General features: G+C 65.7%; 17 protein-coding genes. 8 read left to right on the plus strand and 9 right to left on the minus strand.

The features are described 5' to 3' along the window. Positions 1–123 precede the first annotated feature (123 nt). Positions 124–2,082, plus strand: a complete 1,959-nt coding sequence (locus MFF62_RS25940) for a methyl-accepting chemotaxis protein (RefSeq protein ID WP_238266011.1) — start codon at positions 124–126, stop codon at positions 2,080–2,082. 77 nt (positions 2,083–2,159) lie between these two features. Here the strand turns inward: MFF62_RS25940 and MFF62_RS25945 are convergent, their stop codons facing one another. The 7 genes from MFF62_RS25945 to MFF62_RS25975 form a co-directional block, all read right to left on the minus strand. Next, entirely contained in the window at positions 2,160–3,335 is a 1,176-nt protein-coding gene (locus tag MFF62_RS25945) for a BON domain-containing protein (protein WP_238266012.1), read from the minus strand. Positions 3,336–3,559: 224 nt separating this feature from the next. Continuing rightward, the gene (locus tag MFF62_RS25950; protein ID WP_238266013.1) at positions 3,560–3,931 is read right to left on the minus strand and encodes a hypothetical protein; all 372 of its coding nucleotides are present in this window, start codon (positions 3,929–3,931) and stop codon (positions 3,560–3,562) included. A 210-nt stretch (positions 3,932–4,141) separates the two neighbouring features. Next, positions 4,142–4,543 (minus strand): cupin domain-containing protein, encoded by a 402-nt coding sequence (locus MFF62_RS25955; RefSeq protein ID WP_238266014.1) that lies wholly within the window; start codon positions 4,541–4,543, stop codon positions 4,142–4,144. 80 nt (positions 4,544–4,623) lie between these two features. Next, complete coding sequence (locus MFF62_RS25960) at positions 4,624–5,463, minus strand: AraC family transcriptional regulator (RefSeq protein ID WP_238266015.1); 840 nt, start codon at positions 5,461–5,463, stop codon at positions 4,624–4,626. Continuing rightward, complete coding sequence (locus MFF62_RS25965) at positions 5,447–6,412, minus strand: patatin-like phospholipase family protein (protein WP_238266016.1); 966 nt, start codon at positions 6,410–6,412, stop codon at positions 5,447–5,449. Before MFF62_RS25965 ends, MFF62_RS25960 begins: the two co-directional genes overlap by 17 nt. A 112-nt stretch (positions 6,413–6,524) precedes the next feature. Next, positions 6,525–6,743, minus strand: coding sequence for a hypothetical protein (locus MFF62_RS25970; protein ID WP_238266017.1), 219 nt, complete (start codon positions 6,741–6,743; stop codon positions 6,525–6,527). A gap of 221 nt (positions 6,744–6,964) precedes the next feature. Further along, the gene (locus tag MFF62_RS25975) at positions 6,965–8,491 is read right to left on the minus strand and encodes an acetyl-CoA hydrolase/transferase family protein (RefSeq protein ID WP_238266018.1); all 1,527 of its coding nucleotides are present in this window, start codon (positions 8,489–8,491) and stop codon (positions 6,965–6,967) included. A 390-nt stretch (positions 8,492–8,881) separates the two neighbouring features. Here MFF62_RS25975 and MFF62_RS25980 point away from each other — a divergent pair, with 390 nt between their 5' ends. After that, positions 8,882–10,633 carry an FAD-dependent oxidoreductase gene (locus MFF62_RS25980; protein ID WP_238266019.1) on the plus strand — a complete coding sequence of 584 codons (1,752 nt, stop codon included), beginning with the start codon at positions 8,882–8,884 and terminating at the stop codon, positions 10,631–10,633. 198 nt (positions 10,634–10,831) lie between these two features. After that, on the plus strand, positions 10,832–11,824 hold the full coding sequence (locus MFF62_RS25985; RefSeq protein WP_404990839.1) for a tripartite tricarboxylate transporter substrate binding protein: 993 nt from the start codon (positions 10,832–10,834) through the stop codon (positions 11,822–11,824). A 47-nt stretch (positions 11,825–11,871) separates the two neighbouring features. Here the strand turns inward: MFF62_RS25985 and MFF62_RS25990 are convergent, their stop codons facing one another. After that, entirely contained in the window at positions 11,872–12,849 is a 978-nt protein-coding gene (locus MFF62_RS25990) for a hypothetical protein (protein ID WP_238266020.1), read from the minus strand. 415 nt (positions 12,850–13,264) lie between these two features. On the opposite strand from MFF62_RS25990, the gene MFF62_RS25995 reads away from it, so the two are divergent. The 3 genes from MFF62_RS25995 to MFF62_RS26005 all read left to right on the plus strand — a co-directional run bounded on the left by MFF62_RS25995 (position 13,265) and on the right by MFF62_RS26005 (position 15,561). After that, positions 13,265–13,558 carry a hypothetical protein gene (locus MFF62_RS25995; RefSeq protein WP_238266021.1) on the plus strand — a complete coding sequence of 98 codons (294 nt, stop codon included), beginning with the start codon at positions 13,265–13,267 and terminating at the stop codon, positions 13,556–13,558. A gap of 290 nt (positions 13,559–13,848) precedes the next feature. Beyond that, positions 13,849–14,925, plus strand: coding sequence for an alpha/beta fold hydrolase (locus MFF62_RS26000; RefSeq protein ID WP_238266022.1), 1,077 nt, complete (start codon positions 13,849–13,851; stop codon positions 14,923–14,925). Positions 14,926–15,081: 156 nt separating this feature from the next. Continuing rightward, a complete protein-coding gene (locus MFF62_RS26005; RefSeq protein WP_238266023.1) occupies positions 15,082–15,561 on the plus strand; it encodes a nuclear transport factor 2 family protein in 480 nt (159 codons plus the stop codon). A 69-nt stretch (positions 15,562–15,630) separates the two neighbouring features. Here the strand turns inward: MFF62_RS26005 and MFF62_RS26010 are convergent, their stop codons facing one another. Then, complete coding sequence (locus tag MFF62_RS26010) at positions 15,631–17,376, minus strand: dipeptidase (protein ID WP_238266024.1); 1,746 nt, start codon at positions 17,374–17,376, stop codon at positions 15,631–15,633. A gap of 240 nt (positions 17,377–17,616) precedes the next feature. Between MFF62_RS26010 and MFF62_RS26015 the strand changes: the two genes are divergently transcribed. Then, positions 17,617–18,348: a glutathione peroxidase gene (locus MFF62_RS26015; protein WP_238266025.1), complete on the plus strand. Its 732-nt coding sequence runs from the start codon at positions 17,617–17,619 to the stop codon at positions 18,346–18,348. Between the two features lie 208 nt (positions 18,349–18,556). Continuing rightward, entirely contained in the window at positions 18,557–19,963 is a 1,407-nt protein-coding gene (locus MFF62_RS26020; protein WP_238266026.1) for a dihydrolipoyl dehydrogenase, read from the plus strand. The last annotated feature ends 4 nt before the right edge of the window (positions 19,964–19,967 follow it).

Genomic DNA, 19,967 nt, shown 5'->3' on the forward strand with positions numbered 1-19,967 from the left:
CCGGCACTGGCGTTGTGCGTGATCTGCACTGCGTTTGTGCGGCATCAAAAATGATCGGAAATAGCGGGAAAAACGGCTTTATTTCAACGAATTGGCGCCGTTACAGCGGGCATGAATCCCTCGATGACAAGGATCGACGTGACCGCATTTCTGACACCCGCTACCCGGTTGATGGCCCGCCTGACCATCACGCGCAAGCTGGCCTTGTTGACCGTGCTCTTTCTGATCCCGCTGTGCGGCGCGCTGTTCGCGGTGCTGAACCAGTCGGTGCAATCGATGCGCGGCACGCAGGACGAATTGCGCGGGCTGAAGCTGGTTGGTGTTGCGCTGGACTTCATGCGTGAAACGCAGGTGCGCCGAGGGGCTGCCAATGGCGTGCTGCTGGGCAACGCCAGCTTCAAGCCGACCTTCGATGGCGCCGATGGCAAGGCCGCCCAGCACCTTGCGGCCTTGCTGGGCGAAGCCGGCGCCGTGACCTCGTTCAATGTGGTGTCCGATGCGAAGAAGCTCGACGAGGCGTGGCAGCAGATCCGCAAGCTCGGCCTGGACACGCCCGCGACGCCGCTGTTCGAGCGTCATACGGCGCTGGTCAAGCAGACGCGGCTGTTTGTTGGCGATGTGGCCGATCGCTCGTCGCTGGCGCTCGACCCGGAGGCCGGGTCTTACTACCTGATCAACCTGATGGTGACGCCGATGCCCAAGCTGGCCGAGGTCAGCGCGCTGGCACGGGGCCGGGGCGCCGGCATCATCGCGCAGGGCGGCTATTCCGACGCCGCGCAGCAGGCAGACCTGGCCGCGCTGGCCGACCAGATCCAGGACGGACTGGAAACGGTGCGCCGCGACATGGCACGCGTGGAGCGCGCCGCGCCGGAGTACAAGGACCGGGTGAGCGCCACGATGAAGCAACTGGCCGCCGTGGACAATTTCTATCGCACGCTCAAGGTCAGCATGCTCGGCTCGGCCGGCATCACGATCGATGCCAAGGCGTACTTTGCCGAAGGCACGGCGGCCATCGAGGCCGTATCGGCCGTGAGCCGCGAATTTGCAACGCTGACCGACATCATGCTGGCGCAGCGCGTCGCCGCCGAGCAGCGCAAGCTGGCCGTGCTGGTAGCCGTTGCCGTGTTGACGGTGGGCGGCGCGCTCTATCTGTTCGCGGGCTTCAGCCGGGGCATGCGCGACGACGTGCGCGACGTGGCGCACCTGGTGGAGCGCATCAATGGCGGCGACCTTGCCGTGCGCATCGAGGCGCGCGGTCGTGACGAACTCAGCGACGTCAAGCGCCACCTGATGACGCTGGTGGAGGCATGGCGCGGCATCATCGGCGATACGCGCGACAGCGCGCAGAACGTGCTGGTGGCGGCCGGGCAGATCGCGCAAGGCAATGCCGACCTGTCGCAGCGTACGGAGTCGCAGGCGTCGTCGCTGGAGCAGACGGCGGCCAGCATGGAGGAACTGACATCGATCGTGCAGCAGAACGCCGGCAACGCCAGCCAGGCCAGCACGCTGGCCGCCGAGGCTGCCGGCATTGCCGTGGCGGGCGGCGAATCGGTGGGGCGCATGCGCGAGACCATGAGCGAGATCGAGGCCGACTCGCGTCGCATCGTCGACATCATCGCCGTGATCGACGCCATCGCGTTCCAGACCAATATCCTGGCGCTGAACGCGGCCGTGGAAGCCGCGCGCGCCGGCGAAGCTGGCCGAGGGTTTGCGGTCGTGGCAGGCGAGGTGCGCACGCTGGCCCAGCGCGCGGCCAATTCGGCCAAGGAAATCCGCGCGCTGATCTCGCAATCGGCGGGCCGCGTGGCGAATGGCACGGCCTTGGCCATCGACACGGCCACTACGATGAACGAGGTAGTGTCGGCGGTGCAGCGCGTGACGGTCATGATGGACGAGATCAGCCGTGCCTCGCACGAACAGAGCGGCGGCATCGCCCAGGTGAACCAGGCGGTGACGCAGATGGACGAGGTGACCCAGCAGAATGCCGCGCTGGTGGAAGAAGCGGCCGCCGCCGCGCGCGCACTGCAGGAGCAGGCCGAGCGCATGGAACAGGCGGTGAGCGTGTTCCGGCTGGCCGCCTGATCGCCTGACTGGCGGGCAAAACAAAGGCGCCCGTGCTCTCGCGCGGGCGCCTGTTTGTCGGGGAGGGCGGTGTCGGATTACCAGCTGTTGGAGCCGCCCGTGCCTGCGCCGGTCACAGTGCTATCGGCGTCCTGCCGTTGCACGCGGATATTGTTCTCCACCTCGGTCACGCCGAAGGTGTTGTCGGCCAGGTCCTCGATATCGTACTTCTGGCCGCGTGAGTGCACGGTGCCACCCAGCGTGACCTTGCCCTTGTCCACGTCTACCGAGACTTCGCGCACGTCGATGCCCGAGGCAAAGGTCAGCCGTTCGCAGATCTCGTCACGGATGCGTTCGTCGGTGCGCGTGTAGCCGCGCGGACCGGTGCGACGTTCACCCTCGTCGGGACCGAACCACTCGCTGACGACCTGGCCGATGCGATGGCCGAGGTTGTACAGCATGCCGTGGTCATCGTCGTCGTCGCGGCGGCGGTCGTCGTCGCGCCACATGCCGGCGTCTCCGGACGACCAGCGGCGTTCCGCACGATCGGAGGTGTAGCCCAGTTCCTCGTCATAGCCGCGCGAACCGAGGTAGTCGCGCCCGTAGCGCTGCGCGTAGTATCCAGGCTGGCGTTCGCCCCCGGTCTGGCCCCATTCGTTTCGTGGCTCGGTCCAGTAGCGGGTATCGCTGCGCAGATCGTTGAAATAGGCGCTGTGGCCACTGCCTCGACTGCCGGATTGCCCTCGATAGGGCGAGCGGCGCTCGGCCTCGCGCAGCCACGCCTGGTCGGCGTTACCGAAGCCGCCCTGCTGGCCGCCACGGTTGCCGTAGTCGCCAAACTCGCCCTGGCGGCGCTGCATGCCCTGGTTGCCACGGCGGCGCGAGTCACCAAGGTCGCCATAGTCGCCGTACTCGTTAGCATATTGGCGGCTCTTGTATTGCTCGCGCGTACGCCAGTCTTCATCGGCATCCGGCGAATCGCCGTAGCCGCCGTTCAGCCCGTAACGCAGGTCGCTGCCTTGCTGCTGTCCGCGATAGCCGGACGGGGCCGGGCCGCCCTCGCTGAGCTGGCCCGGCGTCAGCCGCTGGCGCCGGCGCGCCTCGTCCCAACTGTCGCCGGACGTTTCCGGCTGCCAGTCCTCGCTTTCCCAGCGTTGGCCGCGCGTGTCGTCCCAGGGATCGCCCAGATCGTCGTCGCTCCGGCCTTCAGTTCGTCGATTTCCGTCGGTTCGCCAGGTATCCCGGCGATAACGCTCGCTATGGTAGTCACCCATCTTGCGCTCCTGAAGGTTACGAATCCGCCATGCGCAATGCGGCCGACAGGCACGCATGCGGATGGCCATTCCAGAAGTCGCGCAAATTCCATACCGTAGCCGCCAGTGCTTGTGTGGACTGGGATTGCGGGGATCGGGGCCGTCAGACGCCGTGCAAGCGTTGCGAGGCTGCAGGTAAAGTCTGCACGCCGCCGAAGCGCCGGGCAGCCAGCCTCAGCAGGCACTCACTGCGCATTGACGCGGCGCACGTTCCCTGCCGGTGGCGTGACGATGGCTGCGGCGGATGCCGGGGCTTGTGGCATCGGCGTGGGTTCGGGGCGCACGGCGCGCGGCTCGCGCTCCGGAGCAATGCCCTCGACGGCGTGAAACAGTTGGCTGTTGGCGTAGTCGACGGCCACTGCTTCCAGGAAATTCGATGCCGGGCGTTGTGCGGGCGGGGCCGGCAGTGCTTTTTCGGCATGAGCCCCGGCATGAAAGCAGAGCAGCAGCACGCGCAGCAGCAGGATGACATTGCGAATGCGATAGCGGATGACGCGGGCATGACTTGTGCGAGGCGGCGCGACGACGCCCGGCCGCAACTGAGGCGGAATCAACATGGCAGTTCTCCGGGATGGAGCAATACGCTCCGTGATCAGGGTCTGGCGCGGCGCCGCGCTTGGCCAGTCTGATTGCAGGGAACATGCCACCGGAGAATCGGCTCACGGCGCGGGTACATCGTCACATTTGAGCGCGGAATCGCGCGTGGAAGGCTTGCTCTGACCAACAGTCACAACGGCAACCGTTGGTGCGAGCCCAACAGGCGGGCGTTAGATCCAGAGATCGTTTTGGGCTGTCCGCTCGCCACCTTCTTCGCCGGTATTCACCACGCCACGCGGTTCGATCAGCAGCATGCGGACTTCGGCCTGCGCCATCGGCTTGTGCTCGACGCCCTTGGGCACGACGTACATCTCGCCGGCGTTGACCATGACATGGCCGTCGCGGAAGTCGATCCGCAACTGGCCTTCCAGCACGATGAACGTCTCGTCGGTGTCGGCATGCCGATGCCAGATGAAATCGCCCTCGATCTTCACGATCTTGAACTGGTAGTCGTTCATCTCGGCGATCACGCGCGGCTGCCAATGGTCGGAGAACCGGCTCAGTTTTTCCGCGAAGTTGATGGAGTGATAGCTGGAGACGGCGTTGGGAGCCGTGGTGGGGGTGGTAGACATGGCGGTTCCTTCAAATTCAGGGATCAAGGTAGCCAAGTCTGCGCGCCTACCGGCCGCCAATCTTGTACGTTCGTGCAGGCTCAGCCGGCGGGGCCGCGCAGCGCGCGCAGCCAGCGGCCGGGAGGATGGCCAAAGGCGCGCGTGAAGTGTCGGGTCATGTGGCTCTGATCCGTAAATCCAGCCCAGGCGGACGCATCGGCCAGCGACTGGCCGGCGGCCACCAGGCGCCGCACCGTTTCCAACCGGCGCATCACCAGGTAGCGATGAGGACTGGTCCCGTACAGCACCCGGAAGTCGCGCGACAGGCTCCACCGGTCGCGGCCGCTGGCCTGCTCCAGCTCGTCGAGCGTCACGGTACGTTCCAGATTGTCGAGCAGGTAGGTGCGCGCGATCTCGGCGGCGCGATAGTCCACCGCCTGCCGGCCGCGCGGCGCCCCGGCGGCGGCAGCCAGTGCATGCGCCAGTTCGAAGATGGCGTCGTCTTCCTCCAGCGGGTCCAGGGTGTAATCCATCGCGCGCAGCAGGGTGCCCGAGGCGGCAAACAGCCGCGGGTCGCTGGATCGCCCACCTGCCACGAACGGCAGCGGCTTGCCGCCCAGCACACGCTGGATCAGCGCAGGCTCGATGTAGAGCATCCGGTAGTGGAATCCGGCGTCCGTGCCGGCATGGCCGTCGTGCGGCTCGTCGGGATGCAGCACGATGGTACCGCCCGGCGTGCTGTGCGTGGTGCCGCGCCGATAGGCAAAACTCTGCACCCCAGCCAGCGTATGGCCAATGGCGTAGGTGTCATGGCGATGCATGTCGTAGCCATGGCCGCCGAAGAACGCCTCGATCCGTTCCATGCGCTGCGCGGAAGCATCGCGCTGCACCCAGTCGCGCGGACCGGGCAACGCCAGACCGGTTTCAGTGGACGCCGCCATGCGTCGAGTGGTCGTGCGCCGCGTGGGAGTGGCTGTGGGTATGGCCGGCGCCCGCTGCCGGCATGCCAATATCGGCACTGCAGCTTGGATTCTCGGAATCGTGCTCGTGAGGTTCCAGCGCCCCCGGTACGCGTCGGCTCGACAGGCCGTCGGCACGCAGCCAGGCTAGCGTGGCTGCCGCCGCGCGGTCGATCAGCTCGCCGCATCGGCTGTAGTCGTACGGCGAGACATCGAGCGGGCACAGCGGCGGCACCACGGCGATGTGGGCGCGGTCGCCCCAGCGCTCCAGGTCGTGCACCAATTGCCGCGCCACCAGCAGGGACAGCGCATTGAAAGCGTGCTCGATAGCCCCCTTGGGCGGGCGGCGCTCGGCACAGGCAAAGCCCGCCGGCAGCACGATGATGCGCGTGGCGCCCAGCGCGATGGCGGTGGAAACCGGCGTATTGTTGGCCACGCCGCCGTCGATCAGCTTCCTGCCGTCGATCTCCACAGGCGGAAAGACGCCGGGAATCGCCGCGCTGGCCAGCACGGCCTTGACGATATTGCCCGACGACAGCACGACTTCCGCACCGGTGTGCATGTCCGTGGCCACCACGTGCAGCGGCAACGCCGCATCCTCCACCCGGGCCTCGCCAAAATGGCGCTTCAGCAGCCGCTTCAGCGCCATCGACTCCACCAGGTGCCCGCGATTGCCCATGATCATCCCGAGCATGCTGCGCCACGACCACGGCAGCACCTCGGATCGGGTAATGCTGCGCCAAAGCCCTTCCAGTTTCGTCGTGCCCTCGATATGCGGGTTGCAGGCGAAGTAAGCACTATTGATGGCGCCTGCCGAAGCGCCGATCACCAGGTCCGCCGAGACGCCCCAGTTCACCAGCTCGCGCAGCATGCCGACTTCAATGGCGCCCAAACTGCCGCCGCCAGCGAATACGAATGCAGTCTTTTCCATGTTGGTCTTGGTCAGGGCGCCGTCGCCCGTCCGGTAGTCAATGTCATGAACGTGTGGAGAGGATAGGCCACTTCTCGTCCAGTAAAAAGGGGGGCGCGACCCGAGTGGCCGGTTACGCGACCAGGGCCTCCACCTCTTGCCGGAACGCCGGCGTCAGCCTGCCGGCGCTGCGCGCCAGGTTCACCTGCATGGTCACGTCGGCCACGTCGATCAGCGCGGGGTCCACGTCATAGTTGCCGCGCCGGGCCAGCCAGCGCAGCACGTCCGCAAGATGCCACACCGAAGCTGCCCCTTCGTGCACGGGCAACGGAAAGGAAGGATAGCTGGTCATGAGCTTGCGCATGTTCTGCCGCGACACGCCGATGGCCGCCGCCACAGCAAAAACCTTCTGAAACCGCGGGAAAATACGCCTTAAGTGCAATTAACGGCCATGAGGTCGGCGCGACCGTGTTGTTGCGGGGCTGGCAAGGAGAGGAACAGCAGGGGGCGGGAAAGGAGCGGACCCGGAACGAATGCCCCGGATCCTGATGAAAAGCGCTGGGTAAAACCGACTCAGGCCGCCAGCGGTTCGTTGGCGGGTTTGCCGATGTCTGTCCGCATCGTGCCGTGTTCGCGGTAGTGCGTGTGCCACGCAAACGCTTCTTCCAGCACGTGCGGGGTCTGGCCGCCGCGCAGGCAGGCCCGGCGGTAGTAGTCCAGCAGGCCGTCGCGGTAGGCAGGGTCGGCGCAGTTGTTGATGACCTGCAGGGCCCGCTCGCGTGGCGCCAGGCCGCGCAGGTCGGCCAGGCCGTGCTCGGTGACCAGGATGTCGACGTCATGCTCGCTGTTGTCGACGTGCGTCACCATCGGGACGATGCTCGAGATCTTGCCGTCCTTGGCCACCGCCTTGGTCACGAAGACCGACAGGTAGGCGTTGCGCGCAAAGTCACCCGAGCCGCCGATGCCGTTCATCATGTGCGTGCCGCCCACGTGCGTGGAATTGACGTTGCCGTAGATGTCGCATTCCAGCGCCGTGTTGATGGTGATCAGGCCCAGCCGGCGCAGGATCTCCGGGTGGTTGCTGATCTCCTGCGGACGCAGCACGAGCTTGCGCTTGTAGTGCTCGATGTCATCGAGCACGCGGCGGTACACCGGGGCCGACAGCGTCATCGACGCCGCCGAGGCAAAGCGCATCTTGCCGGCGTCGATCAGTGCGATCGTGCTGTCCTGCAGCACCTCGGAATACATCGTCAGGTCGTGGAACGACGAATCGGCCAGCCCGTGCAGCACGGCGTTGGCGATGGTGCCGATGCCGGCTTGCAATGGCTGCAGCGACGGCGTCAGGCGTCCGGCGCGTACCTCGCGTTCCAGCAGCGCATTCAGGTGGCCGGCAATCTGGTTGGTCTCGGCATCGGGCGGCAGCGCGTTGGACGGGCTGTCGTCTCGTTGCGTGATGACGATGGCCGCGATGCGCGACGGATCCACCGGGATGTAGGGCAGGCCGATGCGCTGCTCCACGGCAATCAGCGGAATCGGCTGGCGGTACGGCCGCTGCACGGGAAAGGCGATGTCGTGCAGCCCTTCCAGGCCGACCGGCATGTTCAGGTTCAGCTCGACGATCACCTTTCTGGCGAGCTTCACGAAACTGGCGGAGTTGCCAACCGATGTGGTGGGCACGATGGCGCCGGTCTCGGTAATGGCGGCGGCCTCGATCACCGCGACATCGACCGGGCCGATCTGGCCGCTGCGCAACTGCTCGGCGGTCTCGCCCAGATGCTGGTCGATGAACATCACTTCGCCGTCGTTGATCTTGCGGCGCAGCGTGGCGTCGGACTGGAACGGCATGCGGCGCGCCAGCACATGGCTTTCGGCCAGGATGCGGTCGGTGTCGTGCCCCAGCGAGGCACCGGTGATCAGCGTGATCTGCAGCGGGTCAGTGGCGGCGCGGCGTGCCAGGGCCACGGGGACGGCCTTGCAGTCGCCGGCACGCGTGAACCCGCTCATGCCGACGGTCATGCCGTCCTGAATCAGGCGCGCGGCTTCGTCGGCCGACATGATCCTGTCCTGGAGAGCGGCCAGGCGAATGCGATCGCGGTACATCTAGTCTCCTTGCTGGGGGCTGTCTGGTCTTCCGCCAGCAGCCTCGTGGGCCGGCGACGGAGATTGCGTCCTGGAGGCGCGAGGCACAGTGTAGCCAGCGCTTAATATTCTCACCATGATTTAAAGCTCTGGAGATCAGTCGGATTTTTCATAGTCATGAAAGTGGCATGCCAGTGTCGTAGCGTGCGCAACCATACTCGCAGCCCGACTGGGCGCTCATGATCCTGCGCAATGCTGGTGCACGGGCGGCCCTTGGCAATCTCCGGATGTGTTTCAGCGCTGGCGGGATTACTATCGTTTGCAACGCGGCCGGCAAGCTGGCCAGACAGTCTTCGATCGATGCACCACGCGCCGGCAGCCGCCGGCCACCTCACAGGAACGGGGGAAAGCATGGAGATGACCCAGGCGACGTCGGAACTCGACGCCAATCCTGACAGCGATGCCACGCGGGCCGCGCCGCCGCAGGCCGAACTCGACGCGCCGTTTTCCAACCTGGAAACGCGCCGCCACCAGATGTTTCCCACACTGACCCATGCCGAGGTGCAACGCATCATGCGGTTCGGCGAGGTGCGTACGTGGAAGGCGGGCGAGTTGGTGTTCCAGGTGGGCGATACCGGTCGCGGCATGCATGTCGTGCTGACGGGCCGGGTGCGCATCGACCGCCGCGACGGGCTGGGCCACCGCACCGCGATCACCGAGGAGGGCCCGGGCCAGTTCCTGGCCGAGGTGGGCCAGCTGACCGGCAAGCCGGCGCTGGTGGACGCCGTGGTGCTTGAGGATTGCACGATCCTGGTGATTCCGCCGCCGAGCCTGCGTGCGCTGCTGGTGGCCGAAGCCGACCTGGGCGAACGGATCATGCGCGCGCTGATCCTGCGCCGGGTGGGGCTGATCGAGCAGGGCGGCGGGCCGGTGCTGGTGGGCAAGGGCACCGAGCCGCTGCTGCTTGCGCTGCAGGCATTCCTGCGCCGCAATGGGCATCCGCATCGCGTGATCGACATCGAGACCGACACCGATTCCACCTGCCTGGTCGATATCAGCAAGGCCCCGCAGAGCGACTTTCCGATGGTGATCTGCCCCGACGGCAGCATCCTGCGCGCGCCGGACGAAGGCCAGCTCGCCAGTTGCCTGGGGCTGGTGCCCGAGTTCGCTCAGGACCACGTCTACGACGTGATCGTGGTTGGCGCCGGCCCGGCCGGGCTGGCCACCGCTGTCTATGCGGCATCGGAAGGGCTGTCCGTGGCCGTGATCGATTGTCGGTCGCCGGGCGGACAGGCCGGCGCCAGCGCGCGCATCGAGAACTATCTGGGCTTTCCGACCGGCATTTCAGGGCAGGCGCTGGCGGGGCGCGCGTTCGTGCAGGCGCTGAAGTTCGGCGCGCACGTGGCGATCCCGCTCGAAGTCAAGGCGCTGCATTGTGGCGAGAATCCGATCGAACTGGAACTGGTCGACGGGCGGCGCATTCCCACGCGCACCGTGGTAGTGGCCAGTGGCGCGCAGTACCGCCGCGCGGACATCGAGGCGCTGGATCAGTACGAAGGGCGCGGCGTCTACTACTGGGCGTCGCCGGTGGAAGCCAAGCTGTGCAAGGACGAACACGCCATGCTGGTGGGCGGCGGCAATTCGGCGGGGCAAGCTGCGGTGTACCTGGCATCGCACGCGGCGGAAGTGCACATCCTGGTGCGCGGCGAAGGGCTGGAGGCCACCATGTCGCGCTACCTGATCGATCGACTCAAGAGCCTGCCGAACGTGCACCTGCATACCCGTTCGCAGATTACGGCGATGGAAGGCGAGGGCTGGCTGTCCACTGTGCGCTACAAGGAGCAGGCGTCGGGCCCCGAGTGCGTGGCGGTGCCGATGCGCCATGTGTTCCTGTTCATCGGCGCGGCGCCCAATACCGAGTGGCTGCGGTCCTGCAACGTCGAAACCGACAACAAGGGCTTTATCCTGACCGGCTACGACGCCCACCATTCCTGCACGGAGCGCGCCGACTACACGCTGGAAACCAGCGTGCCCGGCGTGTTTGCGATTGGCGACGTGCGGTCCGGCTCAACCAAGCGCGTGGCGGCTGCGGTGGGCGAGGGCGCGGCCGTGGTGGCGCAGATCCATCACTACCTGGCCGCGCTTGAACATGCGATGGTGTGACGGCGCGCGCCGCGAATCATTCGTGAGTTGAGGGCATCAATGTCGTGCTGAACGGGACATCCATGCGCTTTGTTTCATGGTTACACTGCCTGCGCCTGAACCGGTATCGATGAATCGATGATTCGATGAATCGACGCCGGGAACGGTGATTCAGGTATTCGACCGGGACAGAACCCGGCGCCAACCAGGAGACAGACCATGGGTATCCCCTTCGCCAGCCTGGCGAAGCGTGCGGGCATTGCCATTGCGGCGATGACGGCCACGCTTGCCGCCTTTCCATCCGTCGCCGCCGACGCCTTTCCCAATCGCCCGATCCGCCTGATCGTGCCGTTCGCACCGGGCGGCAGCGTCGATATTGCTGGCCGACTGATCACCGAAGCCTGGGGCAAGCAACTGGGCCAGCCGGTGGTAGCCGACAACCGCGCCGGCGCCTCGGGCAACATCGGCATGGACCAGTTGGCCAAGTCGAAACCCGACGGCTACACGCTGGCCATCAACAACGTGGCGCTGGCCGTCAACCCCGCACTGTTCGCCAAGCTGCCCTTCGATACGGCCAGGGACTTCGCCTCGGTGGGCACCATGGGTACGTCGCAGCATGTGCTGGTGGTCAGCAACACGCTGCCGGCCAAGGACGTCAAGGCGCTGGTGGCGTCGGCCAAGGCGCAGCCGGGCAAGCTGAGCTTTGGCTCGGCTGGTTCCGGCAGCACGTTCCACATGGCCGCCGAACTGTTCAAGACCGAGGCGGGCGTCGATATCCTGCACGTGCCGTACAAGGGCGGTGGCCCGGCGCTGGTCGATACGATTGCCGGCCAGGTGCAGATGAGTTTCCCGGTGCTGTCGGCGGCGTTGCCCCAGGTGCAGGGCGGCAAGCTGCGCGCGCTGGCCGTGACTGGCCCCAAGCGCTCGCCGCTGATGCCTGACGTGCCCACGATGGCCGAGGCCGGCCTACCCAACTACCGCTTCGAAACGTGGTTCATCGTCAGTGCCCCGGCCGGTACGCCCAAGGACGTGCTGGCGAAGCTGAACCAGACGCTCAACGCAGCGCTGGCCCAGCCCGAACTGAAGGCGCGGCTGATCAAGGAAGGCTTTGAACCGCTGACCATGAGCCCGACCCAGGCCGATGCGATGCTGCGCAAGGAAATGGTTCGCTGGGCTGCAGTGGTGAAGCAGGCCGGGATCACCCCGGAGTAAATCCCCCGAGCAAGTCTCCCGGGTGAAGCCGGCCTGCGTGCCGCCAGTCAGGCGGCCATTGCCGGCTCCGGCGCGCCGCCGGCCGGCACCGCGTACATCAGCGGCGCCGCGCCTTCGGCGATGCGCGCGCGCTGCGCTTCGGTGGTCATGGCCTCAAGCAGCTTGCAGAAGCGCGGTTCGAACATGCCGGACACGATGTACGTCCAGCGATACGCCTTGAGTACCACCGCCTCTACCTCCGGCGCACGGGGAGCATCCGCCGTGCCACGGATCACGCGCATGAAGTAGGCCGCGTCGGCGTGCGCCTGGGCCTGGATGATGGCGTCGAAGCCGCCAACGATGGCCAGCATGTCTTCGATCGCAGCATCACGCTCGGCATCGCTGACCCGCTCGTTCTCGCGGATCCATTCCAGCTCGTCCAGGATGGCGTGCTGCGATTCCTCGCGCCAGTGGAACAGGAACACGTCCTTGAACAGGTCGGACAGGTCTGACGCCGTGCCGATGCTGGCCCGGTAGTGGGCCTGCGAGAACAGTTCGAGTTGACAGATCACCGCCAGCACGGCCCATGAGCGCTTGCCCAGCACAAAGGCGGCCACGTCGTTGGGTTGGGCATCGAAGCGATAGCCGGCGGGCATGTCCTGTGCCGCCAGCCGTTCGATACGGCGAAACAGTTCCTGGTGCTTCAGTTCCTCGTCGGAAAACCGGATCAGCGCTTCCAGTGCGACCTGGTCGCCCAGTGCGTGTTGCCCGGTCAACTCCAGCACCTTGGCGCTGACAAAGCGTTCCACCAGCCCGAACATGTTGGCGTAGGTACGGCCTTGCACCTGGCTCAGAAAGCGCTGCTCCGATGCGCTCAGGAAGGGCAGCTCGTCGACCAGGGACAGGCCGTCGGGCATGAACTTGTGCGAAAGGTCGAAATTACGGCCGCGAATCACGTCCTGGTCGATGTCCCAGCGGATGCGGCGTGAAGCGGCGATGCAGCGGGCGTAGCGTTGTGTGTCTGCGGAAAGGGATACAGCTTGCATTGCGAAACTCCTTGATACGTGAAAACGTCCCACGGAGGACGTGGCAGGATACTCGGCCCATCGACGAGCATCGCGCGTGAGACTGGTGTCCCGACTGGAATCGTTTTCATCGGATTCGTCACCGGGAAGCGGGACATGCGTCCTTGGCGAGGGTTTACGCCAGCCACTACGCTAGCCATACCGGTTGGCCGCGCCAGCCGGTCATCTCCGGACGCCGCCGCGCGCATCCGGCCCGGTCGTTTTGCCTGCACAGGACCAAAGTCCCATGCATCGGGCCCGGTTTTCCGCTCTCGCTCCCAAAACCGGGACCCTTGTCTCGTACGCGTTCTCGTTTCGTTTTCCACAATGACTCCACGGCTCGGCCATCGCCGTCCGTGTTTTTCTTCTGATGGAGTTTCAAGTTGGAGTAGTCGAGATGTATACGAACGTTGCAAAGACCCTGGTTGCTGTTTCCGCATTGACCATTGGCATCGCCCAGACCGCCCACGCCGCGTGGAGCGAAGTGTTTGTCCCGTCGAATGGCTCGACGCAGCACGTAAGCAAGTCCTCGTGCATGCGCGGCACCTTCGATTCCTATACCGACGGTGCCCGTATGGGCCTGCGCGATGCGTTCAGCGATGGCGGCAATCGAATGGGTCCGCGCGACGCGTACACCGACGGCGCGCGCAGTGTAGGTGCGCAGGGCGACTGCGCGATGCGCGCGAGCTGACGCTCGCCGAGCGCTCCACCGGCCGCACGGTGCACGCCGTGCGGCCGGCTTCCTTCCAAGCCCCGCCGCGAGACACCCCAGTGGTGTACATCATCCGGCGCGCCGCATATGCCCCGCGTCTTGCCTTCCGCACTTTGCGCGGCCGGCAGGCGGTGTTGATGTCGGCGCGCTGGGGATCGTTGTCTAAGATAGGTGAGTCGCCCGGCACGACCGGACGCGGTGAGCCATTGCCAGACGTTGCACGGCGGCGCACCGGCCCGCTCGTAACCTGCCCCGCGCGCGACCCGCCCATGCCGATGCTAAAGCAGCAGATTCGCCTATGCACCAGCCCGGACCGCGTACGCCTTGCGTACGCGATCACGGGTAGCGGTCCGCCCCTGGTGAAGGCCGCCAACTGGATGAGCCACCTCGAGTTCGACGTGGGCAGCCCGGTCTGGAGCCACATGCTGTGTGCGCTGTCCGAGCAGCACACACTGATCCGGTACGACGAACGTGGATGCGGGCTGTCCGATCGTCACATCGAGGACCTCTCGTTCATCGCCTGGCTGCGCGACCTGGAAACCATCGTCGACGCCATGGGCGTGGAGAGCTTTGCGCTGCTCGGCATCTCGCAGGGCGCGTCGATTGCCGTGGCCTACGCGGTGGCGCATCCCGAACGTGTCAGCCATCTGATCCTGCATGGCGGCTATGCGCGCGGCCGGCTCAAGCGCAACCAGGGCCCCGAGATGCGAGAGGAAGCCGACCTGATGATCCGGCTCGCGGAAATCGGCTGGGGGCAGGAGAACCCGGCGTTCCGGCAGTTCTTCACCACGCAGTTCATCCCTGGTGGCACGGCGGAACAACACCGCTGGTTCAACGAGCTGGAGCGGGTGTCCACGTCGCCGGGCAATGCGGCGCGCTTCATGCGTATCTTCAACGAGATCGACGTGGTGGACCTGCTGCCCCTGGTGACTTGTCCCACCCTGGTCCTGCACGCGGTGCGCGACGCGCGCGTGCCGTTCGACGAAGGCCGGTTGATCGCCAGCATTATTCCCAATGCGCGCTTCGTGCCACTGGACAGCGGCAACCACCTGCTGCTGGAAACCGAGCCGGCCTGGGACCGCTGGATCGACGAGGTACGCGCGTTCCTGCCCGCGCCGGCGCCGTCGGCCGACCCCGCGTTCGGCACGCTGACGCGGCGCGAGCGAGACATCGTGGTGCTGATCGCGCAGGGGCGCGACAACGCGCAGATCGCCGCCCATCTGGGACTGTGCGAGAAAACCGTGCGAAACCACATCACCAGCATCTTCTCGAAACTCGAAGTCGAGAATCGCTCGCAAGCTATCGTCCTGGCGCGCGAATCCGGGTTTGACCGCCAGCGCATCTGACGCGCCGGGACGTGTGGCATTGCGTCGCGCCAGACGATTTCCCGCTTGACATACAGATCTGTCTATCCAACACTATGAGACAGATCTGTCTACTTCTGATCTTCCCGCTGTACCCAATCCGTCGTACCCACCTTTTCCATGCAAAGGAGATTGCCGATGTCGAGTCAACCCGAAGTTCGCCCGCCGCTGCCCCCGTTCACCGCCGAAACCGCCGCCGCCAAGGTGCGTGCCGCCGAAGACGGCTGGAATTCGCGGGATCCGAACCGTGTGGCGCTGGCCTATACGGTCGACAGCGCCTGGCGCAATCGTGCCGAATTTGTGAACGGACGCGACCAGATCGTGGCGTTCCTGACGCGCAAGTGGCAAAAGGAGCTCGACTACCGGCTGATCAAGGAGCTGTGGGCGCACGATGGCAATCGCATCGCGGTGCGATTTGCGTACGAGTGGCATGACGACTCGGGCAACTGGTACCGGTCGTATGGCAACGAGAACTGGGAATTCGACGAGAACGGCCTGATGCAGCGCCGCTTTGCGTGCATCAACGATGCCCCGATCCGTGAGGCGGATCGCAAGTACCACTGGCCGCTGGGCCGCCGGCCGGACGATCATCCGAGCCTGAGCGACCTGGGATTCTGACCCTCGGCGGCGGCATGGAGGCTGAGCCGTCCATGCCGCCTGCCGCCGAGGGCTTCCTGCTTACCGCGCTTACTGCATCTTCTGCAGGTTGCCCACGCGCACCAGCATCTCCGTGAACATCTGCATGTCGAGGTTCAGGTCGGCCACTTCCTTGTACTCCTTGGCGTTGTGCGCGGTGTACTTCTTGCCGGGCATGGCGGGGCCGAAGTTGATGGCGTTGGGCATCAGCTTGGCGGTGGTGCTGCCAGCCGTCGGTACGGGTTTGGCTTCCAGGCCCGTGGTGTCGCCATAGATGTTTAGCAGCGTGGACAGCCAGGCGCCCTTTGGATCGCGGGCCATCCAGTCGCCCTGCTCATGCTGGATCTCCAGCGTGGTGTGCGTGCTGCCGGCCCATTGCTGGATGCGCTCGGCAATCCGGGCGCGCAGCGCATCGGGCGTGGATCCACGCGGCATGCGCACGTTGGCCGTGACTTCGAGCTTGCCGTTGCGCTCGCGGATCAGCGTCGGCGAGGCCGTCAGCGGTCCCATGAAGTCGTCCCGATATCCCACGTCGAGCTTTTCGCCAAGGTAGCCGGTGCCGTACAGGTCCGTCAGGTAGCGCGTGGCCCGTGCGTACTGGTTGTCGGCGAACGTCACGCCCGACGCCTGCAGGAACATCGCCAGCCGTGGCACGGGGTTCACGCCTTCCTCGGGGCGCGAGCCATGTGCCGACGAACCAGTGACCTTCACGTCGATGGCATCGCCAGTGCGCGCAATATCGATCGAGAACTTGCCCTGCGCGGCGTGCTGCGCGATGAAGCCGGCGCGTGCCTGCTCCAGCGTGGTGGCCACGGCGTTCAGATCGCCGCCGGTAATGCGGGCCGTGGCGGTCTGCGGAATCGCGTTGGCCGAGGCCGCGCCCGCCATCGCCACGATGGCAGGCTGCTTGCCATCGGCGGGCTGGTCCGGAAAGCGCACCGTCAGCGCGCCCGAGCCTTTTTCGGCCACCACGGCCGGGTACTTGCTGTCGAGCACGATGTTGTACTCGGGCAGGGCGGTCTTGTCGCGGTAGTACTTCATGCCGTCGCCACCGGTTTCCTCGGTGGTCTCGATCATCAGCCGAATCGTGCGCGCCAGCGGCACGCCGCTTTCACGCACCGTCTTCATCGCGTACAGCGCGGCGGCAATCGATCCCTTGTCGTCGATGGTGCCGCGGCCGTAGAGATAGTCGCCCACCCGCGTGACCTTGAACGGGTCGAGCTTCGTGCCGTCGTCGAGCACCCATTCGTCGGCCACCACGGGCACCACGTCGGCGTGCGTGAGGATGCCGAAGGTCTCCTTGCCCTGGCCCGGCAGCGTCACCTCGAACACCCGGTTGTCGACGTTGCGGAACTGCAGGCCGAAATCCTTTGCCATGCGCTCCACGAGCTTGCCGAATTCGACGATGGCCGGATTTTCGTGCTGCGGCACCTTGTCGTCGCGCACGGTGCGCAGCGCCACCATCTCGGTGATGCTGTCCAGCACCGCCTGGTGGTTGTGCACGCGGTTGTAGACGCCCAGCAGCCGGCCGATGTTGGTCAGGTCATCACCCTTGAGCGGCCGCTTGGCGCGGTAGGCGCGCACGGCGCCGGCCAGCTTTGGGTCGGCCTTGACGGCACTGTCCAGGAACGCGTTGAAGCTGGCCGGCGGCGCGGCCGTGGTGCTGACTACAAGCTGGTCAAGCTCGGCCTTGGCGATGGAGGCGGCGTTGGCGCTGGTGGCGCTCAGGGTGCCGATGGCGATCAGTGCGGCGGCCAGCAGGGTGGCTGCGGGCAGTCGGACGGGCAGGCGTGTCATGCGATGTTGTCCCTTCGTTTTTGTGTGCCCCGCATGATAGCCACGCCGATGTTTGAGCGAAAGCAGGCGAAACGCTCGCGATAGAAGGATTCAATCGAATTACTACGTTTGATAATAGAAATCTTCAATGGGTCAGGTTGAAACAATGAATTTTACTGATCACATTCGGACCGGGAGAATGCACTCCATCGCCACGACACACGGTGTGTGGCGCAAGACCAACCCAAGGAGTGATATCAAATGCTGCAATCCCGTGAAGGCCAACGCGTACCCAACGTCACTTTCCGCGTGCGTGAACACAATGAATGGAAGGACGTGAGCACGGCCGACATCTTCAACGGCAAGACCGTTGCACTGTTCTCGCTGCCGGGCGCCTTCACCCCGACGTGTTCGTCGACCCACCTGCCGCGCTACAACGAGCTGGCACCGGCCTTCCGTGCCGCCGGCGTGGACACCATCATCTGTGTGTCGGTCAACGACACCTTCGTGATGAACGAATGGGCCAAGGACCAGGAATCCGAGAACATCGTGATGATCCCCGACGGCAACGGCGAGTTCACCGACGGCATGGGCATGCTGGTGGACAAGGCCGACCTGGGCTTCGGCAAGCGTAGCTGGCGCTATTCGATGCTGGTCAAGGACGGCGTGGTGGACAAGATGTTCATCGAGCCGGAAGAGCCGGGCGACCCGTTCAAGGTGTCCGACGCCGACACGATGCTGAACTACATCGCCCCGAACGCCAAGCGTCCGGACCAGGTGGTGGTGTTCTCGAAGGTTGGTTGCTCGCACTGCGCCAAGGCCAAGCAACTGCTGGACGACAAGGGCTTCGAGTACATCGACGTGCCGCTGGACAACAAGATCCGCGGCAAGGTCCTGGGCGCCATGTCCGGCGAGATGACCGCGCCGCAGGTGTTCATCAACGGCAAGTTGATTGGTGGCGCCGCCGCGCTGGAACAGTACCTGGCCGCCTGATCCTCCCCCGCCCGGGCCCGGTTCCCCCAACCGGTGTCCTGGGCACCTTTTCCCCCGCACTCCACCGCCAACACCGGCGGCGCGGGCCGGCAGTCGCCGGACCCGATGGCACCGCCTTGCCCGCGTCACGGCAAGCCAGGTGCCATCCCATCCGCCGATTGAAACATCCGAAATACGCGAAGTACGCAGAACCCGAACAGGAAACGCTATGAAAACGATTCAGACCGATGTGGCAGTGATTGGCGCAGGCACCGCGGGGCTGGCCGCCTATCGTGCGGCCATCGCCGCCGGCAAACGCGCCGTGATCATCGAAGGCGGCGCCTATGGCACCACGTGTGCGCGGGTGGGTTGCATGCCGTCGAAGCTGCTGATCGCCGCCGCCGAGGCCGCCCACGAAGCGCGCCACACCACCGCGTTCGGCGTGCACGTCGATGGCCCGGTCCGGATCGAAGGCCGCGAGGTAATGCAGCGTGTGCGCAGCGAGCGTGACCGCTTTGTCGGCTTCGTGGTGCGCGGCGTGGAGAGCATTCCCGAAGCCGATCGTCTGCGCGGTTATGCGCAATTCATCGACAACACGGTCCTGCAGGTGGGCGACGACACCATCGTGCGTGCCAGCCGCGTGGTGATCGCCACCGGTTCGCGTCCGGCCGTGCCGCCGTCGTTTGCCGTGTTCGGCGATCGCCTGATCATCAACGACGATGTGTTCTCGTGGGATGACTTGCCGGCAAGCGTGGCCGTGTTCGGCCCCGGCGTGATCGGCCTGGAACTGGGCCAGGCGCTGTCGCGGCTTGGCGTGCGCGTCCGTGTATTTGGCGTAGGTGGCGGCGTTGGTCCGCTGTCCGATCCAGAGATCCGTACCTATGCGGCCAAGACGTTCAACGCCGAATTCTCGCTGCTGCCCGATGCCAACGTCACCGGCATGCGCCGCGAGGGCGACGAGGCGTGGATCACGTTCCAGGACGCGGACGGCAAGTCGGTGACCGAACGCTTTGCGTATGTGCTGGCTGCCACGGGCCGTCGCCCGAACGTGGACAACCTGGCGCTGGACAACACCGCGCTGACGCTCGACGCGCGTGGCGTGCCCGTGTTCGATCCGGTCACGCTGCAATGTGGCGACGCGCCCGTCTTCATCGCTGGCGATGCCAATAACGTGCTGCCGCTGCTGCACGAGGCTGCCGACGAAGGCCGGATTGCCGGCGAGAACGCCGCACGCTGGCCGAACCTGATCCCGCTCGAGCGCCGTGCACCGATTGCCGTGGTGTTCTCCGATCCGCAGATCGCGATGGTCGGCAAGCGCTTCGCAGACCTGACGCAGGGCAGCTTTGTCACCGGCGAGGTCAGCTTCGAAGACCAGGGACGTAGCCGCGTGATGCTGAAGAACCGGGGTCTGATGCACGTGTACGCCGACCGCGCCACGGGCCGCTTCCTGGGCGCCGAGTGGATCGGGCCGCGCGCCGAGAACATCGCGCACCTGCTGGCCTGGGCTTATCAGCAGAAACTGACCATCACGCAGATGCTGGCCATGCCGTTCTACCACCCGGTGGTGGAAGAGGGCCTGCGCACCGCACTGCGCGATGCCGAGGCCAAGCTGACGCACTTGAAGGTCGCCGCCTGATCTC

The sequence above is a fragment of the Cupriavidus pauculus genome (assembly GCF_022179805.1).
GTDB lineage: Bacteria > Pseudomonadota > Gammaproteobacteria > Burkholderiales > Burkholderiaceae > Cupriavidus > Cupriavidus pauculus_E.